This window comes from Pantoea sp. 18069 (genome assembly GCF_902706035.1).
Taxonomy (GTDB): domain Bacteria; phylum Pseudomonadota; class Gammaproteobacteria; order Burkholderiales; family Burkholderiaceae_C; genus Comamonas.
In genome coordinates this window covers 20,123-39,840 of the sequence record NZ_CACSJA010000010.1, presented here as the reverse complement: position 1 = coordinate 39,840, position 19,718 = coordinate 20,123, and the positions used below count along the sequence as shown (strand labels likewise).

At 65.8% G+C, this 19,718-nt stretch carries 21 protein-coding genes and 1 tRNA gene; 14 read left to right on the top strand and 8 right to left on the bottom strand.

Going from position 1 to position 19,718, the window contains the following annotated elements:
• The first annotated feature begins 67 nt into the window (after positions 1-67).
• From GVL12_RS10065 to GVL12_RS10045, 5 genes are all read left to right on the top strand, one after another.
• A complete protein-coding gene (locus GVL12_RS10065) occupies positions 68-1,252 on the top strand; it encodes an imelysin family protein (RefSeq protein ID WP_159913433.1) in 1,185 nt (394 codons plus the stop codon).
• 14 nt (positions 1,253-1,266) lie between these two features.
• The gene (locus GVL12_RS10060) at positions 1,267-2,754 is read left to right on the top strand and encodes a di-heme oxidoredictase family protein (protein ID WP_159913431.1); all 1,488 of its coding nucleotides are present in this window, start codon (positions 1,267-1,269) and stop codon (positions 2,752-2,754) included.
• 15 nt (positions 2,755-2,769) lie between these two features.
• The gene (locus GVL12_RS10055; protein WP_159913429.1) at positions 2,770-3,843 is read left to right on the top strand and encodes an imelysin family protein; all 1,074 of its coding nucleotides are present in this window, start codon (positions 2,770-2,772) and stop codon (positions 3,841-3,843) included.
• Between the two features lie 4 nt (positions 3,844-3,847).
• Positions 3,848-5,026, top strand: coding sequence for a DUF1513 domain-containing protein (locus GVL12_RS10050; RefSeq protein WP_200843651.1), 1,179 nt, complete (start codon positions 3,848-3,850; stop codon positions 5,024-5,026).
• A gap of 64 nt (positions 5,027-5,090) precedes the next feature.
• The gene (locus GVL12_RS10045) at positions 5,091-5,330 is read left to right on the top strand and encodes a hypothetical protein (RefSeq protein ID WP_159913425.1); all 240 of its coding nucleotides are present in this window, start codon (positions 5,091-5,093) and stop codon (positions 5,328-5,330) included.
• Positions 5,331-5,512: 182 nt separating this feature from the next.
• Here the strand turns inward: GVL12_RS10045 and GVL12_RS10040 are convergent.
• Positions 5,513-5,589 (bottom strand) — tRNA-Met (locus GVL12_RS10040).
• Positions 5,590-6,022: 433 nt separating this feature from the next.
• Here GVL12_RS10040 and GVL12_RS10035 point away from each other — a divergent pair.
• Positions 6,023-6,631, top strand: coding sequence for a hypothetical protein (locus tag GVL12_RS10035; RefSeq protein WP_159913423.1), 609 nt, complete (start codon positions 6,023-6,025; stop codon positions 6,629-6,631).
• A gap of 177 nt (positions 6,632-6,808) precedes the next feature.
• Here the strand turns inward: GVL12_RS10035 and icd are convergent, their stop codons facing one another.
• Both icd and GVL12_RS10025 read right to left on the bottom strand, forming a co-directional pair.
• Positions 6,809-8,071, bottom strand: a complete 1,263-nt coding sequence (icd, locus tag GVL12_RS10030) for an NADP-dependent isocitrate dehydrogenase (RefSeq protein ID WP_159913421.1) — start codon at positions 8,069-8,071, stop codon at positions 6,809-6,811.
• Positions 8,068-8,277, bottom strand: coding sequence for a hypothetical protein (locus GVL12_RS10025; RefSeq protein ID WP_159913419.1), 210 nt, complete (start codon positions 8,275-8,277; stop codon positions 8,068-8,070). The genes icd and GVL12_RS10025 overlap by 4 nt, the downstream gene beginning before the upstream one ends.
• Before the next feature lie 3 nt (positions 8,278-8,280).
• Here GVL12_RS10025 and GVL12_RS10020 point away from each other — a divergent pair, with 3 nt between their 5' ends.
• Positions 8,281-8,784 (top strand): DUF192 domain-containing protein, encoded by a 504-nt coding sequence (locus GVL12_RS10020; RefSeq protein ID WP_159913417.1) that lies wholly within the window; start codon positions 8,281-8,283, stop codon positions 8,782-8,784.
• A gap of 88 nt (positions 8,785-8,872) precedes the next feature.
• Here the strand turns inward: GVL12_RS10020 and GVL12_RS10015 are convergent, their stop codons facing one another.
• The 3 genes from GVL12_RS10015 to xseA all read right to left on the bottom strand — a co-directional run bounded on the left by GVL12_RS10015 (position 8,873) and on the right by xseA (position 13,558).
• Positions 8,873-11,110: an NADP-dependent isocitrate dehydrogenase gene (locus GVL12_RS10015; protein WP_159913415.1), complete on the bottom strand. Its 2,238-nt coding sequence runs from the start codon at positions 11,108-11,110 to the stop codon at positions 8,873-8,875.
• A gap of 352 nt (positions 11,111-11,462) precedes the next feature.
• The gene (locus GVL12_RS10010; RefSeq protein WP_159913413.1) at positions 11,463-12,044 is read right to left on the bottom strand and encodes a Fe-Mn family superoxide dismutase; all 582 of its coding nucleotides are present in this window, start codon (positions 12,042-12,044) and stop codon (positions 11,463-11,465) included.
• Between the two features lie 200 nt (positions 12,045-12,244).
• A complete protein-coding gene (gene xseA / locus GVL12_RS10005) occupies positions 12,245-13,558 on the bottom strand; it encodes an exodeoxyribonuclease VII large subunit (RefSeq protein WP_159913411.1) in 1,314 nt (437 codons plus the stop codon).
• Between the two features lie 140 nt (positions 13,559-13,698).
• Between xseA and GVL12_RS10000 the strand changes: the two genes are divergently transcribed.
• The 5 genes from GVL12_RS10000 to kdsB are packed head-to-tail and all read left to right on the top strand — an operon-like array spanning position 13,699 to position 16,825.
• Positions 13,699-14,328 (top strand): MotA/TolQ/ExbB proton channel family protein, encoded by a 630-nt coding sequence (locus tag GVL12_RS10000; protein WP_159913409.1) that lies wholly within the window; start codon positions 13,699-13,701, stop codon positions 14,326-14,328.
• A 28-nt stretch (positions 14,329-14,356) separates the two neighbouring features.
• The gene (locus GVL12_RS09995) at positions 14,357-14,782 is read left to right on the top strand and encodes a biopolymer transporter ExbD (protein ID WP_159913407.1); all 426 of its coding nucleotides are present in this window, start codon (positions 14,357-14,359) and stop codon (positions 14,780-14,782) included.
• A 34-nt stretch (positions 14,783-14,816) separates the two neighbouring features.
• Positions 14,817-15,806 (top strand): tetraacyldisaccharide 4'-kinase, encoded by a 990-nt coding sequence (lpxK, locus tag GVL12_RS09990; protein ID WP_159913405.1) that lies wholly within the window; start codon positions 14,817-14,819, stop codon positions 15,804-15,806.
• Between the two features lie 18 nt (positions 15,807-15,824).
• Positions 15,825-16,007, top strand: coding sequence for a Trm112 family protein (locus GVL12_RS09985; RefSeq protein WP_159913403.1), 183 nt, complete (start codon positions 15,825-15,827; stop codon positions 16,005-16,007).
• 56 nt (positions 16,008-16,063) lie between these two features.
• Positions 16,064-16,825 carry a 3-deoxy-manno-octulosonate cytidylyltransferase gene (gene kdsB / locus GVL12_RS09980; RefSeq protein ID WP_368855042.1) on the top strand — a complete coding sequence of 254 codons (762 nt, stop codon included), beginning with the start codon at positions 16,064-16,066 and terminating at the stop codon, positions 16,823-16,825.
• Between the two features lie 206 nt (positions 16,826-17,031).
• Here the strand turns inward: kdsB and GVL12_RS26880 are convergent, their stop codons facing one another.
• A complete protein-coding gene (locus GVL12_RS26880) occupies positions 17,032-17,166 on the bottom strand; it encodes a hypothetical protein (protein WP_306770590.1) in 135 nt (44 codons plus the stop codon).
• Here GVL12_RS26880 and adk point away from each other — a divergent pair.
• On the top strand, positions 17,165-17,821 hold the full coding sequence (gene adk, locus GVL12_RS09975) for an adenylate kinase (protein ID WP_159913401.1): 657 nt from the start codon (positions 17,165-17,167) through the stop codon (positions 17,819-17,821). The two genes, GVL12_RS26880 and adk, sit on opposite strands and share 2 nt — an antisense overlap.
• A gap of 88 nt (positions 17,822-17,909) precedes the next feature.
• Here adk and GVL12_RS09970 read toward each other — a convergent pair whose 3' ends face one another.
• A complete protein-coding gene (locus tag GVL12_RS09970; RefSeq protein ID WP_200843650.1) occupies positions 17,910-18,890 on the bottom strand; it encodes an asparaginase in 981 nt (326 codons plus the stop codon).
• An 89-nt stretch (positions 18,891-18,979) separates the two neighbouring features.
• Here GVL12_RS09970 and lexA point away from each other — a divergent pair, with 89 nt between their 5' ends.
• Entirely contained in the window at positions 18,980-19,654 is a 675-nt protein-coding gene (gene lexA / locus GVL12_RS09965) for a transcriptional repressor LexA (RefSeq protein WP_159913399.1), read from the top strand.
• The last annotated feature ends 64 nt before the right edge of the window (positions 19,655-19,718 follow it).

Genomic DNA, 19,718 nt, shown 5'->3' with positions numbered 1-19,718 from the left:
TTACAATTTCAGATTCCACCTTTTCTTCCCAGTCCACTGTCGGGCCGCGCGCCCTGCCATTTCTGATATGCATAAATTGCTGTTGATCGCTGCGCTCGTGGCCGCCCCCGTGGTTGCCCCCCTCGCCCAGCCCGTTGCCCCCATCGCTGCGCAGCAGTCGGCGCTCAGCGTCGATCAGATCGCCGGCCATTACGCCCAGTTGGTCCATGCCGGCTACAGCGATTCGCTGCAATCGGCCCAGGCGATGCAAAAGGCCATCCATCGCCTGCTCGCCCAGCCCGGCGCCGACACGCTTGCCGCCGCGCGCAAGGCCTGGCTGCACGCCCGCGATTTCTACGGTCAGACCGAGGCCTTCCGTTTCTACGACGGCCCTATCGACAAGGAAGACGGCCCCGAAGGCCGTATCAACGCCTGGCCCATGGACGAGTCGTATGTCGACTACGTGCAAGGCAATGACAAGGCCGGCATCATCAACGACCGCAGGCAGCCGATCACGGCCGAAGCGCTGTCCGAGCTCAATGAAAAGGACGGCGAGGAAAACATCGCCACCGGCTGGCACGCCATCGAGTTTCTGCTGTGGGGCCAGGACCTGAGCGCCACCGGCCCGGGCGCGCGCCCGCACACCGACTTCGTCAACGGCAAGAAGGCCAACGCCGATCGCCGCCGCCAATACCTGCAGGTCGTCACCGACCTGCTGATAGCAGACCTGGCCACGGTGCGTGATGCCTGGGCGCCCGGCGTCAAGGACAACTACCGCGCCGAATTCGTTGCCGGCGGCAATGAGTCGATCCGCAAGATCTTTGTCGGCCTGGGTTCGCTGTCGCGCGGCGAACTCGCGGGCGAACGCCTGGAAGTGGCGCTCGCCAGCCAGGACCAGGAAGACGAGCACTCGTGCTTCTCCGACAACACCCACAACGACGCGATCGCCAACGCCAAGGGTATCGAGAACGTCTGGCTGGGCCAGTACCGGCGCCTGGACGGCAGCCTGCTGCGCGGCCCTGGCCTGCGCGACTGGGTGGCGCTCAAGAACGCAGCGCTCGCCCAGGAAACCACGACGCACATCCGCAAGTCGGTGGCCGGCGCGCAGCAGATTCCCGTGCCTTTCGACCAGGCCATCCAGGGCCAGCGCTCGTCGCCCGCGCGCGCCAAGATACAGACCGTCATCGACAGCCTGACCCAGCAGAGCAAGGACCTGGCGGCATCCGCCCAGGCCGTGGGCATTGAGCGCCTGAACATCGTTCAACCCGAGTAAGCCGACTGCGTTCCATGAAAAGATTGACGGGCCGCCAGGCCCTGGCTGTGGTGGCGACAGCCGCCGCAGTCGCCACGGCGGCGCTCGCCGCCCAGGTTTTTGCCGACACGCGGCCTGCGCCGGCAGATGCCCCCAAAGCCGCGCAGACCGCCAGCACGCCCCCGGCCGACCACCTCCCCGGCGGCCAGACCACGGTGTTCGCGACCGGCCGCAATGCGTTTTCCTTTCCCGCGGCCAACCTGGGCGACGCCGAGCGCACGCGCTTCGTGATCGGCAATTCGTTCTTCAAGCGCAACTGGGTGCAGGCGCCGGCGTCGACCACGGCGCGCGACGGCCTGGGCCCGCATTTTCTCGCGCGCTCGTGCGGCGGCTGCCATGTGCAGGACGGCCGCGCCCAGCCGCCGGACTTCCACAACGGCCTGGCGCCGCGCAGCCAGGCCGGCCTGCTGCTGCGCCTGTCGGTGCCGGGCAAGAATGCCCTGGGCGGCCCGCTGCCCGAGCCGACCTATGGCGACCAGTTCAACGACCTGGCCATCGAGGGCGTGCGCCCCGAGGGACAGGTGCATATCCGCTACGAAACGCTTACCGGCGCCTTCGCCGACGGCACGCCCTATACGCTGGAGAAACCGGTATATACGCTGCGCGAGCTGGGCTACGGCCCGCTCGCGGCCAAGGCCATGCTCAGCCCGCGCATTGCGCCCCAGGTCATTGGCCTGGGCCTGCTCGAAGCCATTCCCGATGCCGAAATCGAAGCCAATGCGCGCGCGCAAAAAGCAGCGGGCGGCCCGGTGCGCGGCGAAGTCAACCGGGTCTGGGATGCCTATGCACAGGCCACGCTGATCGGGCGCTTCGGCTGGAAAGCCAATGTCGCCACGCTGGCCCACCAGACTGCGGGCGCGTTTCAGGGCGACATCGGCATCACGTCCAAGAATTTCCCCGAAGAGACCTGCACCACCGCGCAGAAGGACTGCCTCAAGGCAGCGCGTGGCGCCAACGGCAAGGGCATGGAAATCGACGACAAGACGCTGGACGACGTGATCTTCTACCAGGCCACGCTGGCCCCGCCCGCGCGGCGCAACGCCGCCGACCCGCAGGTCGTGCAGGGCCAGCAGATTTTTGCACGGGCCCAGTGCGCGAGCTGCCACCGGCCCAGCTATGTCACCGGCCAGCCGCCGTTCCCGCGGCTGAGCAGCCCGGCGCTGTCGGGGCAGACCATCTTCCCCTACACCGACTTGCTGCTGCACGACATGGGCCCTGACCTGGCCGATGGCCGGCCCGACTTCCTGGCCAACGGCAACCAGTGGCGCACGCCGCCGCTGTGGGGCCTGGGACTGGTGCCGGCCGTCAATGGCCACAGCCGGCTGCTGCACGATGGCCGCGCACGCAATCTGCTCGAAGCCGTGCTCTGGCATGGTGGCGAAGCGCAGGCCTCGCGCGACGCCGTGCTGCAACTGGGCGCCCAGGAGCGTGACGCGCTGGTGCGCTTTCTCGAATCGCTCTGACCCCGCAGGAATCCCATGAACCACCCTTTCGCACTACGCCCGCTTGCCTGGGCCTGCACTGCGCTGGCCCTGATGGCTGGCGCGGCATCGGCGCAGAGTATCCCTGCAGCCTATGCCGAAGTCGCGCTGCCCTTCTACAACCCGGCCCACCTGAGCGCGGGCCTGGCCAGCCAGTGGTATGACAGGAACGCCAGTGCTTTCGAGCAAAGCGCGCAAGCCATGGCCGGCAGCTGGCAGCAGTACTGCGCGGGCCAGGGCGCGATCGCCGAAGTGCGCGCGCGCTGGCGGGCCGCGGCCACCGACTGGGAACGCCTGTCGGCTGTGGCGCTGGGCCCGCTGGTCGAGCGCCGCTCCATGCGCCTGATCGACTTCCAGCCCCTGCGGCCCGCGGCCGTGCGCAAGGCCATCACCACTGCCCCGGCCGACCTGCTGGGCATGGAGCGCGTGGGCGCGCCGGCCAAGGGTTTCCCGGCGCTCGAATGGCTGCTCTGGACCGAAGCCGCGGCGCCGAACACGCCGGCCTGCCGCTACGCGGTGCTTGCGGCGCGCGAAGTCCATTCGGAAGCGCAGGCGCTGCAGCAGGCATTCTCCACGCTCGCAGGCACGCCCTGGGATGAAGACGAATCCGAGGCCGCGGCCAGCCTGATGGCCGAGTTCATCAACCAGTGGATAGGCGGGCTGGAGCGATTGCGCTGGCAGCAGATGGAAAAGCCGGTGCGCAGCCAGGGCAAGGCCCCAGCCCCCGACTTCGCGCGCAGCGCGAGCCAGACCAGCCTGCAGTCGTGGCGCGCGCAATGGTCGGCGCTCAGGACGCTGGCCGTGCACAGCGCGGCGGCCACACCCGTGCCGGGCAAGGATATCGTGCCCATCGAGCTCTACCTGCGCGGACGCGGCCTCAACGACCTCGCCCAGCAATGGGTCAACGCGGTACAGGCCGCCGACCAGGCCATGGCCCAGCTCAACTCGACAGACGGCGACGCCGTGCTCCAGGCCGTGCGCGCGCTGTCGGGCGTCAAGCAGCAGATGCAGGACAAGATCGCGCCTGCGCTGCAGGTCCATATCGGTTTCTCGGATGCCGATGGAGATTGAGGCCATGCGCGAACCGATGGACCGCCGGCAGTGGTTGCTGCAGGCGCTGGGCTGGTCGCTGCTGCCCGCCCTGCCCCTTGCGGCACGCGCGCAGGCAAGCGCCGCGCTGGCGCAGACCGGCCAGCCACGCTTCATTGCGGCCTGGCAGGTGGGCACGCAGCAGCATATCGGCCAGTTGGCCTGGTCCCAAGCCGGGCCTTCGGCCGAGCCGCAACTGCTGGCGCTGCATGCGCTCGAAGTGCCCACGCGCGCGCATGCGCTGCTGCAGGAAGCCTCGGGCGCGGTGCTCTCGGTCGCGCGCCGGCCCGGCGACTGGCTGGTGCGCTGGCATCCGGGCCGGGAGCCGCAATGGCTCTGGATAGAACCCGACCGCGTGTTCAACGGCCATCTGCTGGCCAGCGCCGACGGCCGCCACATCTACACCACCGAAACCGATCTGGCCGACAGCCAGGGGCTGATAGGCGTGCGTGACGCGGTCAGCCTCGAGAAAGTCGCCGAATGGCGCACCGGCGGCATGGACCCGCACCAGTTGCTGCTCGACAGCGACGCCAGCCTGGTGGTCGCCAACGGCGGCATTCCAACGCAGGCCGAAACCGGCCGGCGCAAGCTGCGGCTGGACCATATGGATTCGTCCATGGTTCGCCTCGCGCCCCGGTCGCGCGGCGAACTGCTGGGCCAGTGGAAACTGGACGACCCGCGCCTGAGCCTGCGCCATCTGGCCTGGGGCGCGCAGCTGCGCCCAGGCCACGGTCGCCGCTGGCTGGGCGTGGCCTTGCAGGCCGAGCACGACAATGCCCAGGCCAAGCGCCAGGCGCCCGTGCTCGCGGTCTTCGACGGCGAATCGCTGCGCACCGTTGCTGCGCCCCAGGCGCTGGCCGGCTACGGCGGTGATATCGCTTTTACCGGCGATGCGTTTGCCGTGAGCTGCCCGCGCGTGGACCGCGTGGCTTTTTTTGGCAGCGCCCGGCCCGGCGCGCCCATCGCCTGGCAGGCGGAGCATGCGCTGCCCATGGCCTATGCGCTCGCGGCCGTGCCTGGCGCTGGTCAGGCCGATGACCCCCGCGTCTGGGTAGGCGGCGGGCAGCAGGCCATCGCCCTCGATGCCGCAGGCCACGACAGCCGCATTGCGCCGGCGCGCGTGGGTGCGATCCAGCTCGACAACCACTGGCTGCGCGCGGGCTGAGCCCGACACGGGTCTGGCTGCGCCCCCGAAGCGGCCGACTGCAGACTCGGCGCGTGTTCATCGCTTGATTTTCCTGCGCTGCCAGCCGTTGGACCTGGACGGGCAAAAAGCAAAATTGCTGCCCGTCACTGCCCGCCAGTGGCAGGGCCATGCCACGATCGAGCCCCAGGGTCATGGCGAGCAGCTCTGGCGCATCGAACTGCCTGAGCCAGGCCGTGGTTTCCTTGTCGCTGGGCTCCATCAGGCCATCGTCGCCATTGAACGAGACATGCCATTGGCCGGCATGGATGCTGATGTGCAATGAAGCGGCTGGCTGCTGACGATATGGACCGCGAGCGTGGCGTCACTCGCGGGCCTGGCTCATGCGGCAGTTCATGGCCTGGGGCGGCATGCTCGGTTGACGGCCCGGGGCGCTGCGCCACCCAGACGCAAGAAAGCCCACCGAAGTGGGCTTTCTTGCATGTTCCGGCCAGAGCCGGAACAGGTTGGTTGCGCGAGAAGGATTTGAACCTACGACCTTTGGGTTATGAGCCCAACGAGCTACCAGACTGCTCCATCGCGCGGTATTTCTTCAGCGAGGGAGGCATTTGCTGCATCCCCTGCGTCGATGGATGAACTATAGCACGGTCTTTGCGCTTATTGAAGATTGAGCGAAACAAATTATCGAATTTCCTGCGTATTCGAAAATCTTTCTTTCCATCATCGCGGCTCCACGGCTGATTTCATGCCGCAGTGTCTTTGCGCACCGGCATCCCTGCTGCGCGGGAGCCCCAGTCGCGCTGGACCGGATGCCATCTGGAACACCGCGCAGCATGGCCCTGTCGCAAACCCTAATGATAGATGGAACCTATCGATGCAAGCAGGCACATAGATTAGTCTTTATTGTTCAACAATAACGATTTTTCGCCCCTTCAAACCCCTGACCAGACCGGGTCGCAAACCTGTCAAGCCACGACAGTGGATGCCAGCTTGCCCACCCTTCCGATGGATACCGACATGCCTCAGAAACCCAGCCCAGATAACAGTGCAGTTATTGAAATTGCAGGGGCCCCCATAGATTTCTCTTTCCCCGCCGATGAAGAGGAGGACCTTGACCTCTTCGAGATGGAGTCGGATATGAACGCCGCCTTTGCCCACCAGCATGATGATCATCAAGACAACGCCACCAGCATCAGCAAGGCTGCGCTACTGTATGCCTTTATAAACATGCATATACCCCAACTGGACTCCATCGATGAGAGTCCGGGTCTCGTTGAAACAAGCGTTTCGCCGCCGCCCAAGGATCGCACGGCACCCATGATCTGGGCGATGAATCAGTCCGTGCGAGTGGGCGACGCCAGCCTGCGTGAAATCGAGCATCTCCCACTGTCAAGGACGGACACCATTTCATGGAGCCTCCTGGTGAATGGAGCGAACAACGTCGACTACGACTGCGACGACTGGCTTTTTCAAAGCAGTTGCGATACTGCGCCTGCCAGGGTCGCGTCGAACATCGCGGGGGCACCTTGCTACCTGATCGGAGACTTAGTGGATACGGACAGCGACGACTCCGACTCCGATTTCGACTCGGAAATGGTTTGTCTGCCCAATGTCTTCATCGACTGATGCGAGCGGGCATGGCCAGTCCGCAGGGCGTGCCATGCACTCCCATGGACTACCCCACACCAGGCAATGCAAGCTGGAAAAGCCCTGCGCAAAAGAAAAAACGGCGACGCGATACGCGCAGCCGTTCTTGCACCATGCGCCACATGGCGCGGCGGTTTTACGCGCCAGGCGCAGGGCTCAATCCATCTGGGCAATCATGACTTCGCCAAAGCCCGAGCACGAGACCTGCGTGGCGCCGTCCATCATGCGCGCGAAGTCATAAGTCACCTGCTTGCTCAGGATGGCTTTTTCCAGCGAACGGATGATCAGGTCGGCGGCCTCGGTCCAGCCCATGTGGCGCAGCATCATTTCCGCGGACAGGATTTCCGAGCCCGGGTTCACATAGTCCTTGCCCGCATATTTGGGCGCCGTGCCGTGCGTGGCCTCGAAGCAGGCCACCGAGTCCGACATGTTGCCGCCGGGCGCGATGCCTATGCCGCCGACCTGGGCCGCGAGCGCGTCGGAGATGTAGTCACCGTTGAGGTTGAGCGTGGCGACCACCGAGTACTCGGCCGGGCGCAGCAGGATCTGCTGCAGGAAGGCATCGGTGATCGAGTCCTTGATGACGATGTCCTTGCCGGTCTTGGGGCTCTTGAACTTGCACCAGGGGCCGCCGTCGATGGGCTGGGCGCCGAACTCCTTTTGCGCCAGCGCATAGCCCCAGTCGCGAAAGCCGCCTTCGGTGAACTTCATGATGTTGCCTTTGTGCACGAGGGTCACGCTGGGTTTGTCGTTGTCGATCGCGTACTGGATGGCCTTGCGCACCAGCCGCTCGGTGCCCTCGATAGACACCGGCTTGATGCCAATGCCCGAGGTATCGGGAAAGCGGATTTTCTTGACGCCCATCTCGTTGATCAGGAAATCGATCAGCTTCCTGGCCTTGTCGCTGCGCGCTTCGTATTCGATGCCCGCATAGATGTCCTCGGAGTTTTCCCGGAAGATCACCATGTTGGTCTTCTCGGGCGCCTTGAGCGGCGACGGCACGCCCTTGAAGTACTGCACCGGGCGCAGGCACACATAGAGGTCGAGCTCCTGGCGCAGCGCGACGTTGAGCGAGCGTATGCCGCCGCCCACGGGCGTGGTGAGCGGCCCCTTGATCGAGACCACGTATTCGCGCAGCACCTGCAGCGTTTCCTCGGGCAGCCAGACGTCGGGGCCGTAGACGCGCGTCGCCTTCTCGCCGCCGTAGACTTCCATCCAGTGGATCTTCTTCTTGCCGCCATAGGCCTTGGCCACGGCTGCATTCACCACCTTGAGCATGACCGGCGTGATGTCCTGGCCGGTGCCATCGCCTTCGATATAGGGAATGATGGGCTCGTCCGGCACGTTCAACGACATGTCGGCATTGACCGTGATCTTCTGGCCTTGGGCGGGCACCTGGATATGCTGGTAGCGGGTCATTGACAAAATTCTCCGGTGAGAACGCTGAAATTCATCAGCAAGGGGAAAAGCCCCACGATTTTAGCGACAAAGTCCTGCGAGTTTGCACCAAGATGGCGCATGTTCGATTGCAGGATTTTGCCGCCCTTGCGCGACAGCCAGAGCCCCGATTCTGGCAGACTGCATGCATGCCGCTTTCTTCCATGCATCGTCTGAACATTTTCCACGCCATGCCTGCTTTTTCTGCCTGCCTCACCGCGCTGCGCACGCCTTTGCGCCGCCCTGCCCTTGCCGCCTGCCTCGTGGCGCTGCTCGGCGCCGCCGCCGCGCCCCAGGCCCATGCCGCGGACGCGCCGCAACTGCACTTGCCACGCACCGAGCTGCGCGCGGGCATGTTCCGCATAGACGCCCAGGTCGCGCAGACGTTCAACGAACGCCAGACCGGCCTGATGCACCGCAAGCAGATGCCGGCGCACGAAGGCATGCTGTTTGTCTTCGAGCAGCCCGGGCGCCAGTGCTTCTGGATGAAGAACACCTTGCTGCCGCTCACCGCAGCCTTCGTCGCCGATGACGGCACCATCGTCAACCTGGCCGACATGCAGCCGCAAAGCGAGGAGTCGCACTGCTCGGCCCAGCCCGTGCGCTATGTGCTGGAGATGAACCAGGGCTGGTTTGCGCAGAAGAACCTGCGCGCGGGCGCCAGGCTCTCGGGGCCTGCGTTCACCAGCCGCTGAACACAAGGCACGAAAAAGCCGGCGGCCCCTTTCGGAGACCGCCGGCTTTGTGCTTTCAGCCACGCCCCGCAGGCGGGGCGCTGGTGCATCAGGCCTGGGCAGATGCCAGGGCTGCGTTCAGCGTGCTGCTCGGGCGCATTGCGGCGTCGAGCTTGGCCAGGTCGGGCTGGTAGTAGCCACCGATGTCGACCGGCTTGCCCTGCACGGCCAGCAGTTCGGCGACGATGGTCTGCTCGTTGTCGGCGAGCTGCTTGGCCAGCGGCGCGAACTGGGCGGCCAGCTCGGCGTCGTCGGTCTGCGCGGCCAGCGCCTGGGCCCAGTACAGGGCCAGGTAGAACTGGCTGCCGCGGTTGTCGAGCTGGCCGGTCTTGGGCGAGGGGTTCTTGTTGTTGTCGAGCAGCTTGCCCGTGGCTTCGTCCAGCGTCCTGGCGACGATCTTGGCCTTGTTGTTGCCGTTCTTGAGCCCCAAGTCTTCCAGCGACACGGCCAGCGCCAGGAACTCGCCCAGCGAATCCCAGCGCAGGTGGTTTTCCTCGACCAGCTGCTGCACATGCTTGGGCGCCGAGCCGCCGGCACCGGTTTCGTACATGCCGCCACCGGCCATCAAGGGCACGATGGACAGCATCTTGGCGCTGGTGCCCAGTTCCATGATGGGGAACAGGTCGGTCAGGTAGTCGCGCAGGATGTTGCCGGTCACCGAAATGGTGTCCTGGCCGCGGATCACGCGCTCGAGCGTGTAGCGCATGGCGCGCACCTGCGACATGATCTGGATGTCGAGACCATTGGTGTCGTGGTCCTTGAGGTAGGTCTCGACCTTCTTGATCATCTCGGCTTCGTGCGGGCGATAGGGGTCGAGCCAGAACACGGCAGGCATGCCCGAATTGCGCGCGCGCGTCACGGCCAGCTTGACCCAGTCGCGGATAGGCGCGTCCTTGACCTGGCACATGCGCCAGATGTCGCCGGCTTCGACGTTCTGCGACAGCAGCACTTCGCCCGTGGCCAGATCGACGATATTCGCCACGCCGGCTTCGGAGACTTCGAAGGTCTTGTCGTGCGAGCCGTATTCCTCGGCCTGCTGGGCCATCAGGCCCACGTTGGGCACGGTGCCCATGGTCACGGGATCGAAGTTGCCGTTGGTCTTGCAGAAGTTGATGACTTCCTGGTAGATGCGGGCAAAGGTCGACTCGGGGATCACGGCCTTGGTGTCCTTGGGCTTGCCGTCGGCGCCCCACATCTTGCCGCCGATGCGGATCATCGCCGGCATCGAGGCGTCGACGATCACGTCGTTGGGCGCGTGCAGGTTGGTGATGCCCCTGGCCGAGTCGACCATGGCCAGTTCCGGACGGTGCTCGTGGCAGGCGTGCAGGTCGCGGATGATTTCCTCTTTCTTCGAGGTCGGCAGCGTCGCGATCTTGTCGTACAGGTTGACCATGCCGTTGTTGACGTTCACACCGAGTTCGTCGAACAGCTTGCCGTGCTTCTCGAAAGCTTCCTTGTAGAAGATGCGCACGGCATGGCCGAAGACGATGGGGTGGGACACCTTCATCATCGTTGCCTTGACGTGCAGCGACAGCATCACGCCGGTCTTGCGCGCGTCTTCGAACTGGTATTCATAGAAGTCGCACAGCGCCTTCTTGCTCATGAACATGCTGTCGATGATTTCGCCGGCCAGCAGCGAGACCTTGGGCTTGAGCACCTGGGTCTTGCCGCTGGCGGTCACGAGTTCCATCTTGACATCGCGCGCCTTGTCCAGCGTCAGCGACTTTTCGCCATGGTAGAAGTCGCCGTGCAGCATGTGCGCCACATGGCTGCGCGAAGCCATGCTCCACTCGCCCATGCTGTGCGGGTTCTTGCGCGCGTAGTTCTTCACCGCGGCGGGTGCGCGGCGGTCGGAATTGCCTTCACGCAGCACGGGGTTCACGGCGCTGCCCAGGCACTTGGAGTAGCGCTTGAGGATGGCCTTGTCTTCGTCGCTCTTGGGGTCTTCGGGGAAATCGGGCACGGCGTAGCCCTTGCCCTGGAGTTCCTTGATCGCGCTGACCAGTTGGTGCACCGAAGCACTGATATTGGGCAGCTTGATGATGTTGGTCTCGGGCAGCAGCGTCAGGCGTCCGAGCTCGGCCAGGTTGTTCGGGACCTTCTGTTCTTCGGTCAGGAATTCGGGGAACTCGCCCAGAATGCGGGCCGCCACCGAGATGTCACTGGTTTCGACATTGACGCCCGCGGGCGCGGTGAACGTGCGCACGATGGGCAGAAAAGCGCTGGTCGCGAGGCGCGGCGCCTCATCGGTCAGGGTATAGATGATGGTGGATTGCTGGGTGCTCATCTCTTGTCTCAGGTAGTAAAAAGGGTGGTCAAGCCGCCGGCCAGCCTCGCGCCGCGCAGTCCGATGGAGTAATCCACAAGGATTGTGCGCGCGTCGCAAAAACTGTTCGCAATTTTTTGCAACGGGTTCTCACAATGCAAAAATTCTAACCCGAGCCGGCCGCTTTTTTCTTATGTCTTGTATAAGAGTTGGTCTTTTTCCCTGCTTTACCGACTGGGACAAACCCCAGCCAGGCATAAAAAATATTTGCCGCAGTGCAGCAATCGCGTGTAGCAGCGCACGAAAAAAAAAGCCTGAAGATTGCGCTTCAGGCTTTTCGTCATGGAACGGGCAGCATGCTGCCCGGCCGCGATCAGGCGAAGTTGGCTTGCGCGAACTTCCAGTTCACCAGCTTGTCGAGGAAAGTCTCGACGAACTTGGGACGCGCATTGCGGTAGTCGATGTAGTAGGCGTGTTCCCAGACGTCGACGGTCAGCAGGGCCTTGTCTTCGGTCGTCAGGGGCGTGCCGGCAGCGCCGGTGTTGACGATGTCGACCGAGCCGTCGGCCTTCTTCACCAGCCAGGTCCAGCCCGAACCGAAGTTGCCCACGGCCGACTTGACGAAGGATTCCTTGAAGGCGGCGTAGCTGCCCCACTTCTGGTTGATGGCGTCCAGCAGCGCGCCCGTGGGCTCACCGCCACCATTGGGGGTCATGCAGTTCCAGAAGAACGTGTGGTTCCAGATCTGCGCCGCGTTGTTGTAGATGCCGCCGGACGAACGCTTGATGATCTCTTCGAGGTTCATCGATTCGAATTCCGTGCCCTTTTGCAGGTTGTTCAGGTTCACCACATACGCGTTGTGGTGCTTGCCGTGGTGGTACTCCAGCGTTTCCTGGCTGTAGTTCGGTGCCAGGGCATCAATGGCGTAAGGCAATGGTGGCAGGGTATGTTCCATGGTGTTTTCCTCGTGGTGGTTTGAATTCTTCACAAGCCAGGCCCGGGCCTTGCAGCTCGCAGATCTGATGGGGCTGGGGCGCGCTGGCCCGCAGTGCGCCGTCCTCACAGCAGACATTGTAGGAAGAACCGCAGGCCGCGCGCAGCATTTGCGGCCGCTGCGGCCATGTTTCGCCGCTGTCCGACAGTCTGCGGGCGTTTCTACAGCAGCCGCGGCTGGCCCACGGTCAGATCGATGTCTCCGTCCGACAGCGACGCGCGCAGCGCATCGCCGGGCCGGGCCTGCGCGATGCGGGTCACGGCCTGGCCCTTGGCATCGGTCAGCAAGGCATAGCCGCGCTGCAGCGCATGGCGCGGATCGAGCAGTTCGAGGCGCAGCGCCGCACGTTCGAGCCGGCGCTGCTGGGCGTCCAGCCCGCGCTGCAGGCCCTGCGGAATCTGCCGCGCGAGCTGCTGCTGGCTGTGCCGGTGCTGCTGCAGGCGCAGTTGCATGGCATGGCGCAGGCGCTGCGCGCTGCGCGCGAGCTGCAGCTGGTTGCGGCCCAGCTGCCCCGAAGGCCGGCCCAGGCGCTGGCTTGCATGGTCCAGGCGCTGCTGGTGGCGGTCCAGGTGGCGCTGCGCGGCCGCCTGCAGGCGCTGCGCGCCCTGGCCCAGTTCCGCGAGCCAGTTGTCGCGCGGCAGCGACACCAGCTCGGCCGCGGCCGTGGGCGTGGGTGCGCGCAAGTCGGCGCAGAAATCAGCAATCGTGAAATCGGTTTCGTGGCCCACGCCGCTGACCAGCGGCACCGGGCTTTGCACGATCAGCCGCGCAAGCTGCTCGTCGTTGAACGCCCAGAGGTCTTCGATGGAGCCACCGCCGCGCACCAGCAAAATCACATCGATCACCGGCCCGGGATCTTGCGCCCCGGGCTCGGCCTGCGCCATGCGGTAGAGCTGCGCCAGCGCATCGCGCAGCGATTGCGGCGCCGACGCGCCCTGCACCAGCGCCGGCACCAGTACCACGGGAATGTGCGGCACGCGCCGGCGCAGCGCCGTGACCACATCGTGCAGCGCGGCCGCGCCCAGCGAGGTGACCAGGCCTATGCCGCGCGGCATCGCAGGCAGCCGGCGCTTGCGTTCGGCATCGAACAGGCCTTCGGCCTGCAGCTGGGCCTTGAGGCGCAGGAACTGCTCGAACCACGCGCCCTGGCCCGCGCGCTGCAGGCTGTCGACGATCAGCTGCAGGTCGCCGCGCTGCTCGTACACCCCGAGCTTGCCGCGCAGCTCCACGAGTTCGCCATCGCGCGGCGAAAAATCGAGCTGCATGGCCGCACGGCGGAACATCGCGCAGCGGATCTGGCCTTGCGCGTCCTTGACGCTGAAATAGCAGTGGCCGCTGGCCGCGCGCGAAAACCCGGTGATCTCACCGCGCACCGTGACCGGGTTGAAGCGCGCCTGCAGCGCATCGGCCACGGCCCGGCACAGCGCCCCCACCTCCCAGACCGTGGCCCGTGGAGGCTCGGAAAAATCATACATATGGCAAAACGCTTTCTAAAAATGCCCGCAGCGCGGGCCCGCTGTGCGGTGCAGCGCGGCATTCGTTCGAACTTTGCCACCGGGGGGCCAGCCGCCTGGGCCATAATCCCGAGTTGCACCCCTTCGCGTGGAGAGAGTAATTGCTGTCGATCATACAAGCCGCAGGCTGGCCCATCTGGCCACTGATTGCCTGCTCCATCCTGGCGCTGGCGCTGGTTTTCGAACGTTTCATGGCGCTCAAGACCGCCCGCGTCGCGCCGCCGCAATTGCTCAATGAGGCCCTTGCGGTTTCGTCCAGAGGCGTTCCCGCGCCCGATGTGGTGCAGCAACTCGCCCAGAACTCGGCTCTCGGTGAAGTGCTGGCCAGCGGCCTGCGCACGCTGCATGTGCACCCCGGCGCCTCCGAGGAAGAGCTGCGCGCGGCCGTCGAAGGCGCGGGCCGCGCTGCGGCGCACAAGCTGGAGAAATACCTGAGCGCGCTGGCCACCATTGCTTCGGCCGCGCCGCTGCTGGGCCTGCTGGGCACGGTGATAGGCATGATAGAGATCTTCGGCTCGCAAGCCAGCGGCCCCACAACAGGCGGCGGCGACCCGGCCCAGCTCGCGCACGGCATCTCGATCGCCCTGTACAACACCGCCTTCGGCCTGATCGTGGCGATTCCGGCGCTGATCTTCTGGCGCTATTTCCGCGCCCGCGTCGACGAATACCTGCTGACGCTGGAGCTGTCGGCCGAACATTTCGTGCGCCACCTGTCCCGGCTGCGCAAGTAAGCCACGTCCAGAACCCAAGGCCTGCCCGATGAATTTCCGTCCCCGCCACCGCGACGAGCCCGAGATCAACCTGATCCCGTTCATTGACGTGCTGCTGGTGGTCCTGATCTTTCTGATGCTGTCGACCACCTACAGCAAGTTCACCGAACTGCAGCTGACGCTGCCGGTCGCCAACGTCGAGCAGCAGCGCAACCGCCCCCAGGAAATCATTGTTTCCGTGGCCGCGGACGGCCGCTATGCGATCAACAGGACGGCGCTGGCCGACACCAGCGTCGCCGCCCTGACCCAGGGCCTGAACGGCCTGGCGCAAAACGGCCCGGACAGCGTGCTGATCATCAGCGCCGACGCCACCGCGCCGCACCAGGCGGTGATTTCGGTGATGGAAGCCGCGCGGCGCGCGGGCCTGTCGCAAATCACTTTCGCGACCCAGTCGTCCAAGACCGAGCGGCGCTGAACGCGCTTTCTGCCGGCTGGCCGCTTTCCCCCTGATGGCCTCCTCCTCCACACTTCAGACTGCCTGGCGCCGACGCGGGCCCCTGGCCTGGGCGCTGTGGCCGCTGTCGCTGCTCTACGGCGCGCTGGTGCGCCTGCGCCGGGCGCTGTATGCGACGGGGCTTCTGCGCCAGCAGCGCGCCGGCATTCCGGTGATCGTGGTCGGCAATGTGATCGCCGGCGGCGCGGGCAAGACGCCGGTCACGCTGGCCGTGGTGCGCCATCTGCGCCAGCGCGGCCTGGCCGTGGGCATTGTCTCGCGCGGCTACGGCCGCAGCACCCAGGACTGCCGCGAAGCCCTGCCTGACAGCCCGGCCGACAGCGTAGGCGACGAGCCCGCGCTGCTCGCACGCGCCAGCGGCGCGCCGGTGTTCGTCGCACGCGCGCGCATCGATGCGGTGCGGGCCTTGCGCGCGCGCTACCCGGCAACGCAGGTCATCGTCTGCGATGACGGGCTGCAGCACCTGGCGCTGGCGCGCGATGTCGAGCTGTGCGTGTTCAACGACGAAGGCACGGGCAACGGCTTCCTCTTGCCTGCGGGGCCGCTGCGCGAACCCTGGCCGCGCAAGGTCGATCTGGTGCTGCACGCGGGTGCACGCCCTGCCGGGCCGGCGCCCGCGTTTGCGCTGCGGCGCCGGCTCGCGGGCCATGCGCACAACGCGCGCGGGGAGCGCATCGCCCTGACGGCGCTGCGCGGCCAGCCGCTGCACGCGCTCGCGGCCGTGGCGCGGCCCGCGGACTTCTTCGCCATGCTCCAGGCCCAGGGCCTGACGCTGGCCACGACCGAGGCCTTGCCCGATCACTATAATTTTGAGAGCTGGAACGGCATGAACGGCGCCGCGAAGGCGTTGATCTGCACCGAGAAGGATGCGGTCAAGCTGTGGACCAGACACCCCGAAGCCTGGGCCGTGCCACTGGAAATTTCCATTGCCGAGGGATTCTTCCCTGCCCTGGAGCAGGCTCTCTCACTATCATCGAATCACTGATCTTCTTTTCCTACCGCCATGGACGCCAAATTCCTCGAACTGCTCGTCTGCCCTGTGACCAAGGGCCCTCTGACCTATGACCGCGAGCGCCAGGAACTGGTCTCGCGCAGCGCGCGCCTGGCCTATCCGGTGCGCGACGGCATGCCCATCCTGCTGGAGAACGAAGCCCGCACCCTGAGCGACGAGGAGCTCGAAGCGTGAGCGCCGACACGCACGCCCACGCCGCGCCCGCGCTGTTCACCAGCAGCGGCTTCACGGTGCTGATTCCCGCGCGCATGGCCTCGAGCCGCCTGCCCGACAAGCCGCTGGCGGACATCGCCGGCCTGCCCATGGTGGTGCGGGTCGCCCAGCGCGCGCTGCTGAGCCAGGCCACGAAAGTGGTCGTCGCCGCGGATGACGAGCGCATCGTCGAGGCCTGCGAAGCCCATGGCGTGCAGGCCATTCTCACGCGCGCCGACCACGCGAGCGGCAGCGACCGCCTGGCCGAAGCCTGCGAGCAGCTGGACCTCGACGGCAGCGATTGCGTGGTCAACGTCCAGGGCGACGAGCCGCTGATCAACCCGCAGCTGATCGACGCTGTCGCGCAACTGTTGACCGACAGGCCCGAAGCCAGCATGGGAACCGCTGCCCACGCAATCGAGACGCTGGAAGACTGGCGCAACCCGAACGTGGTCAAGCTCGTCTGCGACGCGCAGGGCCTGGCCCAGTATTTCAGCCGCGCGCCGATTCCGTTCGCACGCGACCACGCCGACCACGCCTGGTGGAACAACGCCGCGGCCCTTGGCGGCCATGCGGGCTTTGCGCCGCTGCGCCATGTGGGCATCTACAGCTACCGCGCGGGATTTCTGCGCCACTTTCCCCAGCTCGCCCCCGCACCGACCGAAGCGCTCGAAGCGCTCGAACAGCTGCGCGCGCTGTGGCACGGACACCGGATTGCAGTGCATGTGACGCAGGACGCGCCCGGCGCAGGCGTCGATACGCCAGCCGACCTCGAGCGCGTGCGCGCGCTGCTGGACTGAGAACGCAAGCAGGTTCCGAGGGCTGCGCGCGTTCCGCAGCGCAACAATCGGCCAGCGTGCGCACCACAAATCGTGGGAATTTCAACCGCTACTTTCTGAAATAACAGAAAATCAAAACAATTCGCAAATTCAGGGAGCGCATGCACAGCACAGGCGAATGCGCCTGACTGGCCACTTTGCCCGGCATGGCCGGTGTCACGAATCCATCAGCGGCGCGCATTCCACAGGGGTGCTCGCGTGCTATCCTTGCCGCGAAAAAACGCGACATGGCCTGCGCCGGCGCAACTGCCGGCCGGCTCCATCGTCGCCCAAAAATATTTCAACACTTCGAGGATTTCCATGAAACTGATTTTGTTGGGCGCTCCCGGCGCCGGCAAAGGCACACAGGCTGCTTTCATCTGCCAGAAGTACGGCATCCCGCAAATCTCGACCGGCGACATGCTGCGCGCTGCCGTCAAGGCCGGCACGCCGCTGGGCCAGCAGGCCAAGGCGGTGATGGACGCGGGTCAACTGGTCAGCGATGAGATCATCATCGGCCTGGTCAAGGAACGCATCCTGCAGGACGACTGTGCCAAGGGCTTCCTGTTCGACGGTTTTCCCCGCACCATTCCCCAGGCCGACGCAATGAAGGCCGCGGGCGTCAAGCTCGACTACGTGCTTGAAATCGATGTGCCGTTCGACGCCATCATCGAGCGCATGAGCGGGCGCCGCTCGCACCCGGCTTCGGGCCGCACCTACCACGTCAAGTTCAACCCGCCCCAGGTGCCCGGCAAGGACGACGAGACCGGTGAAGACCTGGTGCAGCGCGAAGACGACAAGGAAGAAACGGTGCAAAAGCGCCTGCAGGTCTACAGCGACCAGACGCGCCCGCTCGTCGACTACTACCGCCAGTGGGCCGAAAAGGATGCCGCCCAGGCGCCCCAGTACCGCGCCATCAGTGGCATGGGCACGGTCGAAGAGATCACCGCCCGCGCGCTCGCGGCTCTCGCCAGCTGATTGCCGGCTGCGGCGCTGCCCTACAGCGCCGGAAAAAAGGCCGCGCCCCCGGGCTGCGGCCTTTTTTGCGGGCTGCGCGCAAGATGATCTAGGCGCGATGCGCCAGCAGTGCGAGCTGCAGGCTGATGCGCGCCTTGAACGGCGGCAGGTCCACGGGCCTGGGCTGCCGTTCGGCCTGCGTGGCATGGCCCTGCGCCGCCACCAGCTGCCCTTCGCTGCAGCGCGTGCTCAGCCACACCGGCACGCCCGCCTGCAACGCCCTGTGCAAGGCCGGCCCTAGCGCGCGGTGCAGCGTGCCATTGCCCGTGGCCGCAACGACCAGGCCTTGCACGCCCTGGGCAAGCAGGGCATCGACCGCACGGCCATCGCAGCCCGCATGGCTGCTCACGACCTCGACCCAGGGCCAGTCATCGCACGGCAAGGCCTCAACATCGGCTTGCCAAGCCGAGGCTTCGGGGAGCCGACACTGCGGCGGCTGCTGCCAGCGCACCTGCCCTTCTTCGATCCAGCCCATGGCGCCCTGCTCGGCCGAGGAAAACGCATCGAGCCGGTAGGGGTGCTGCTTGCGCACCGCGCGTGCGCCGTGCACCTGGCCTGCGACGACCACCAGCACGCCCTGGGCCTGCGCATCGACGGCGCAGGCCACGGCATCGCGCAGGTTCTGCGGGCCGTCGGCAAGCAAGGCCGTCGCGGGCCGCATCGCACAGGTCAGCACCACGGGCTTGCCGCCCGCCGGCAGCACCTGCTGCAAAAACCAGGCGGTTTCCTCCAGCGTGTCCGTGCCGTGGGTGATGACCACCGCCGCCACATCGGCGCGCGCCAGCCAATGCCGGCAGCGCAAGGCCAGCTGCCGCCAGGCAGCGTCATCCATGTCCTTGCTGTCGAGCTGGGCCACCTGCTCCGCGATGAGGCCGCCGCCGGCGACCTCCGCCAGATCCGGCACGGCCGCCAGCAACTGGTCCACGCCCAGTTGCGCGGCGCTATAGCCCACGGACTGCGAAGAACGGGCCGCCGTGCCCGCAATCGTGCCGCCTGTGGCCAATATCACCACATTATTTGAATTGCCCACTTGCGGCTCCTTGAAAACTGGTGAAAAATACAGTCACTGTATAAAAAAACAGATTGCTTTAGCCAGCACCCATCTGCACAAGGACCGCCATGCTCGACCATCCCAAGCTCACACCGCGACAGCAGCAAATCCTGGACCTGATCCAGTCTGCCATCGAGCGCACCGGTGCGCCCCCGACCCGCGCCGAAATTGCCGGCACGCTGGGCTTTCGCTCCGCCAACGCCGCCGAAGAGCATTTGAAGGCCCTGGCGCGCAAAGGCGTGATCGAACTGGTCAGCGGCACGTCGCGCGGCATCCGCCTGCGCCATGACACGGTGCGCAACATCAACGCCGCGCGCGGCGCGAGCTTCGCATCGCCGCTGGCCGCCATGGCCTCGCTGGTGCTGCCCCTGGTCGGCCGCGTGGCTGCGGGCTCGCCCATTCTGGCGCAAGAACACATCGACCAGACCTATGCGGTCGAACCCAGCCTGTTCCAGGCCAGGCCCGACTACCTGCTCAAGGTGCGCGGCATGTCGATGCGCGACGCCGGCATCATGGACGGCGACCTGCTGGCCGTGCAGGCCAGCAAGGACGCGCGCGACGGCCAGATTGTAGTCGCGCGCCTGGGCGATGAAGTCACCGTCAAGCGCCTGCGCCGCACGCGCACCGGCATTGAACTGCTGCCCGAGAATCCCGATTTCCCCATCATCCATGTCAAGCCTGACGAACCGTTCGCGATCGAAGGCCTGGCGGTGGGCCTGATCCGCAACAGCATGTTCATGTAACAGGCCTGTTTCCCCGCTGGGCCCTCCCAGGCCCATGCATTGCACCTTTCGACTGACGCCGTGC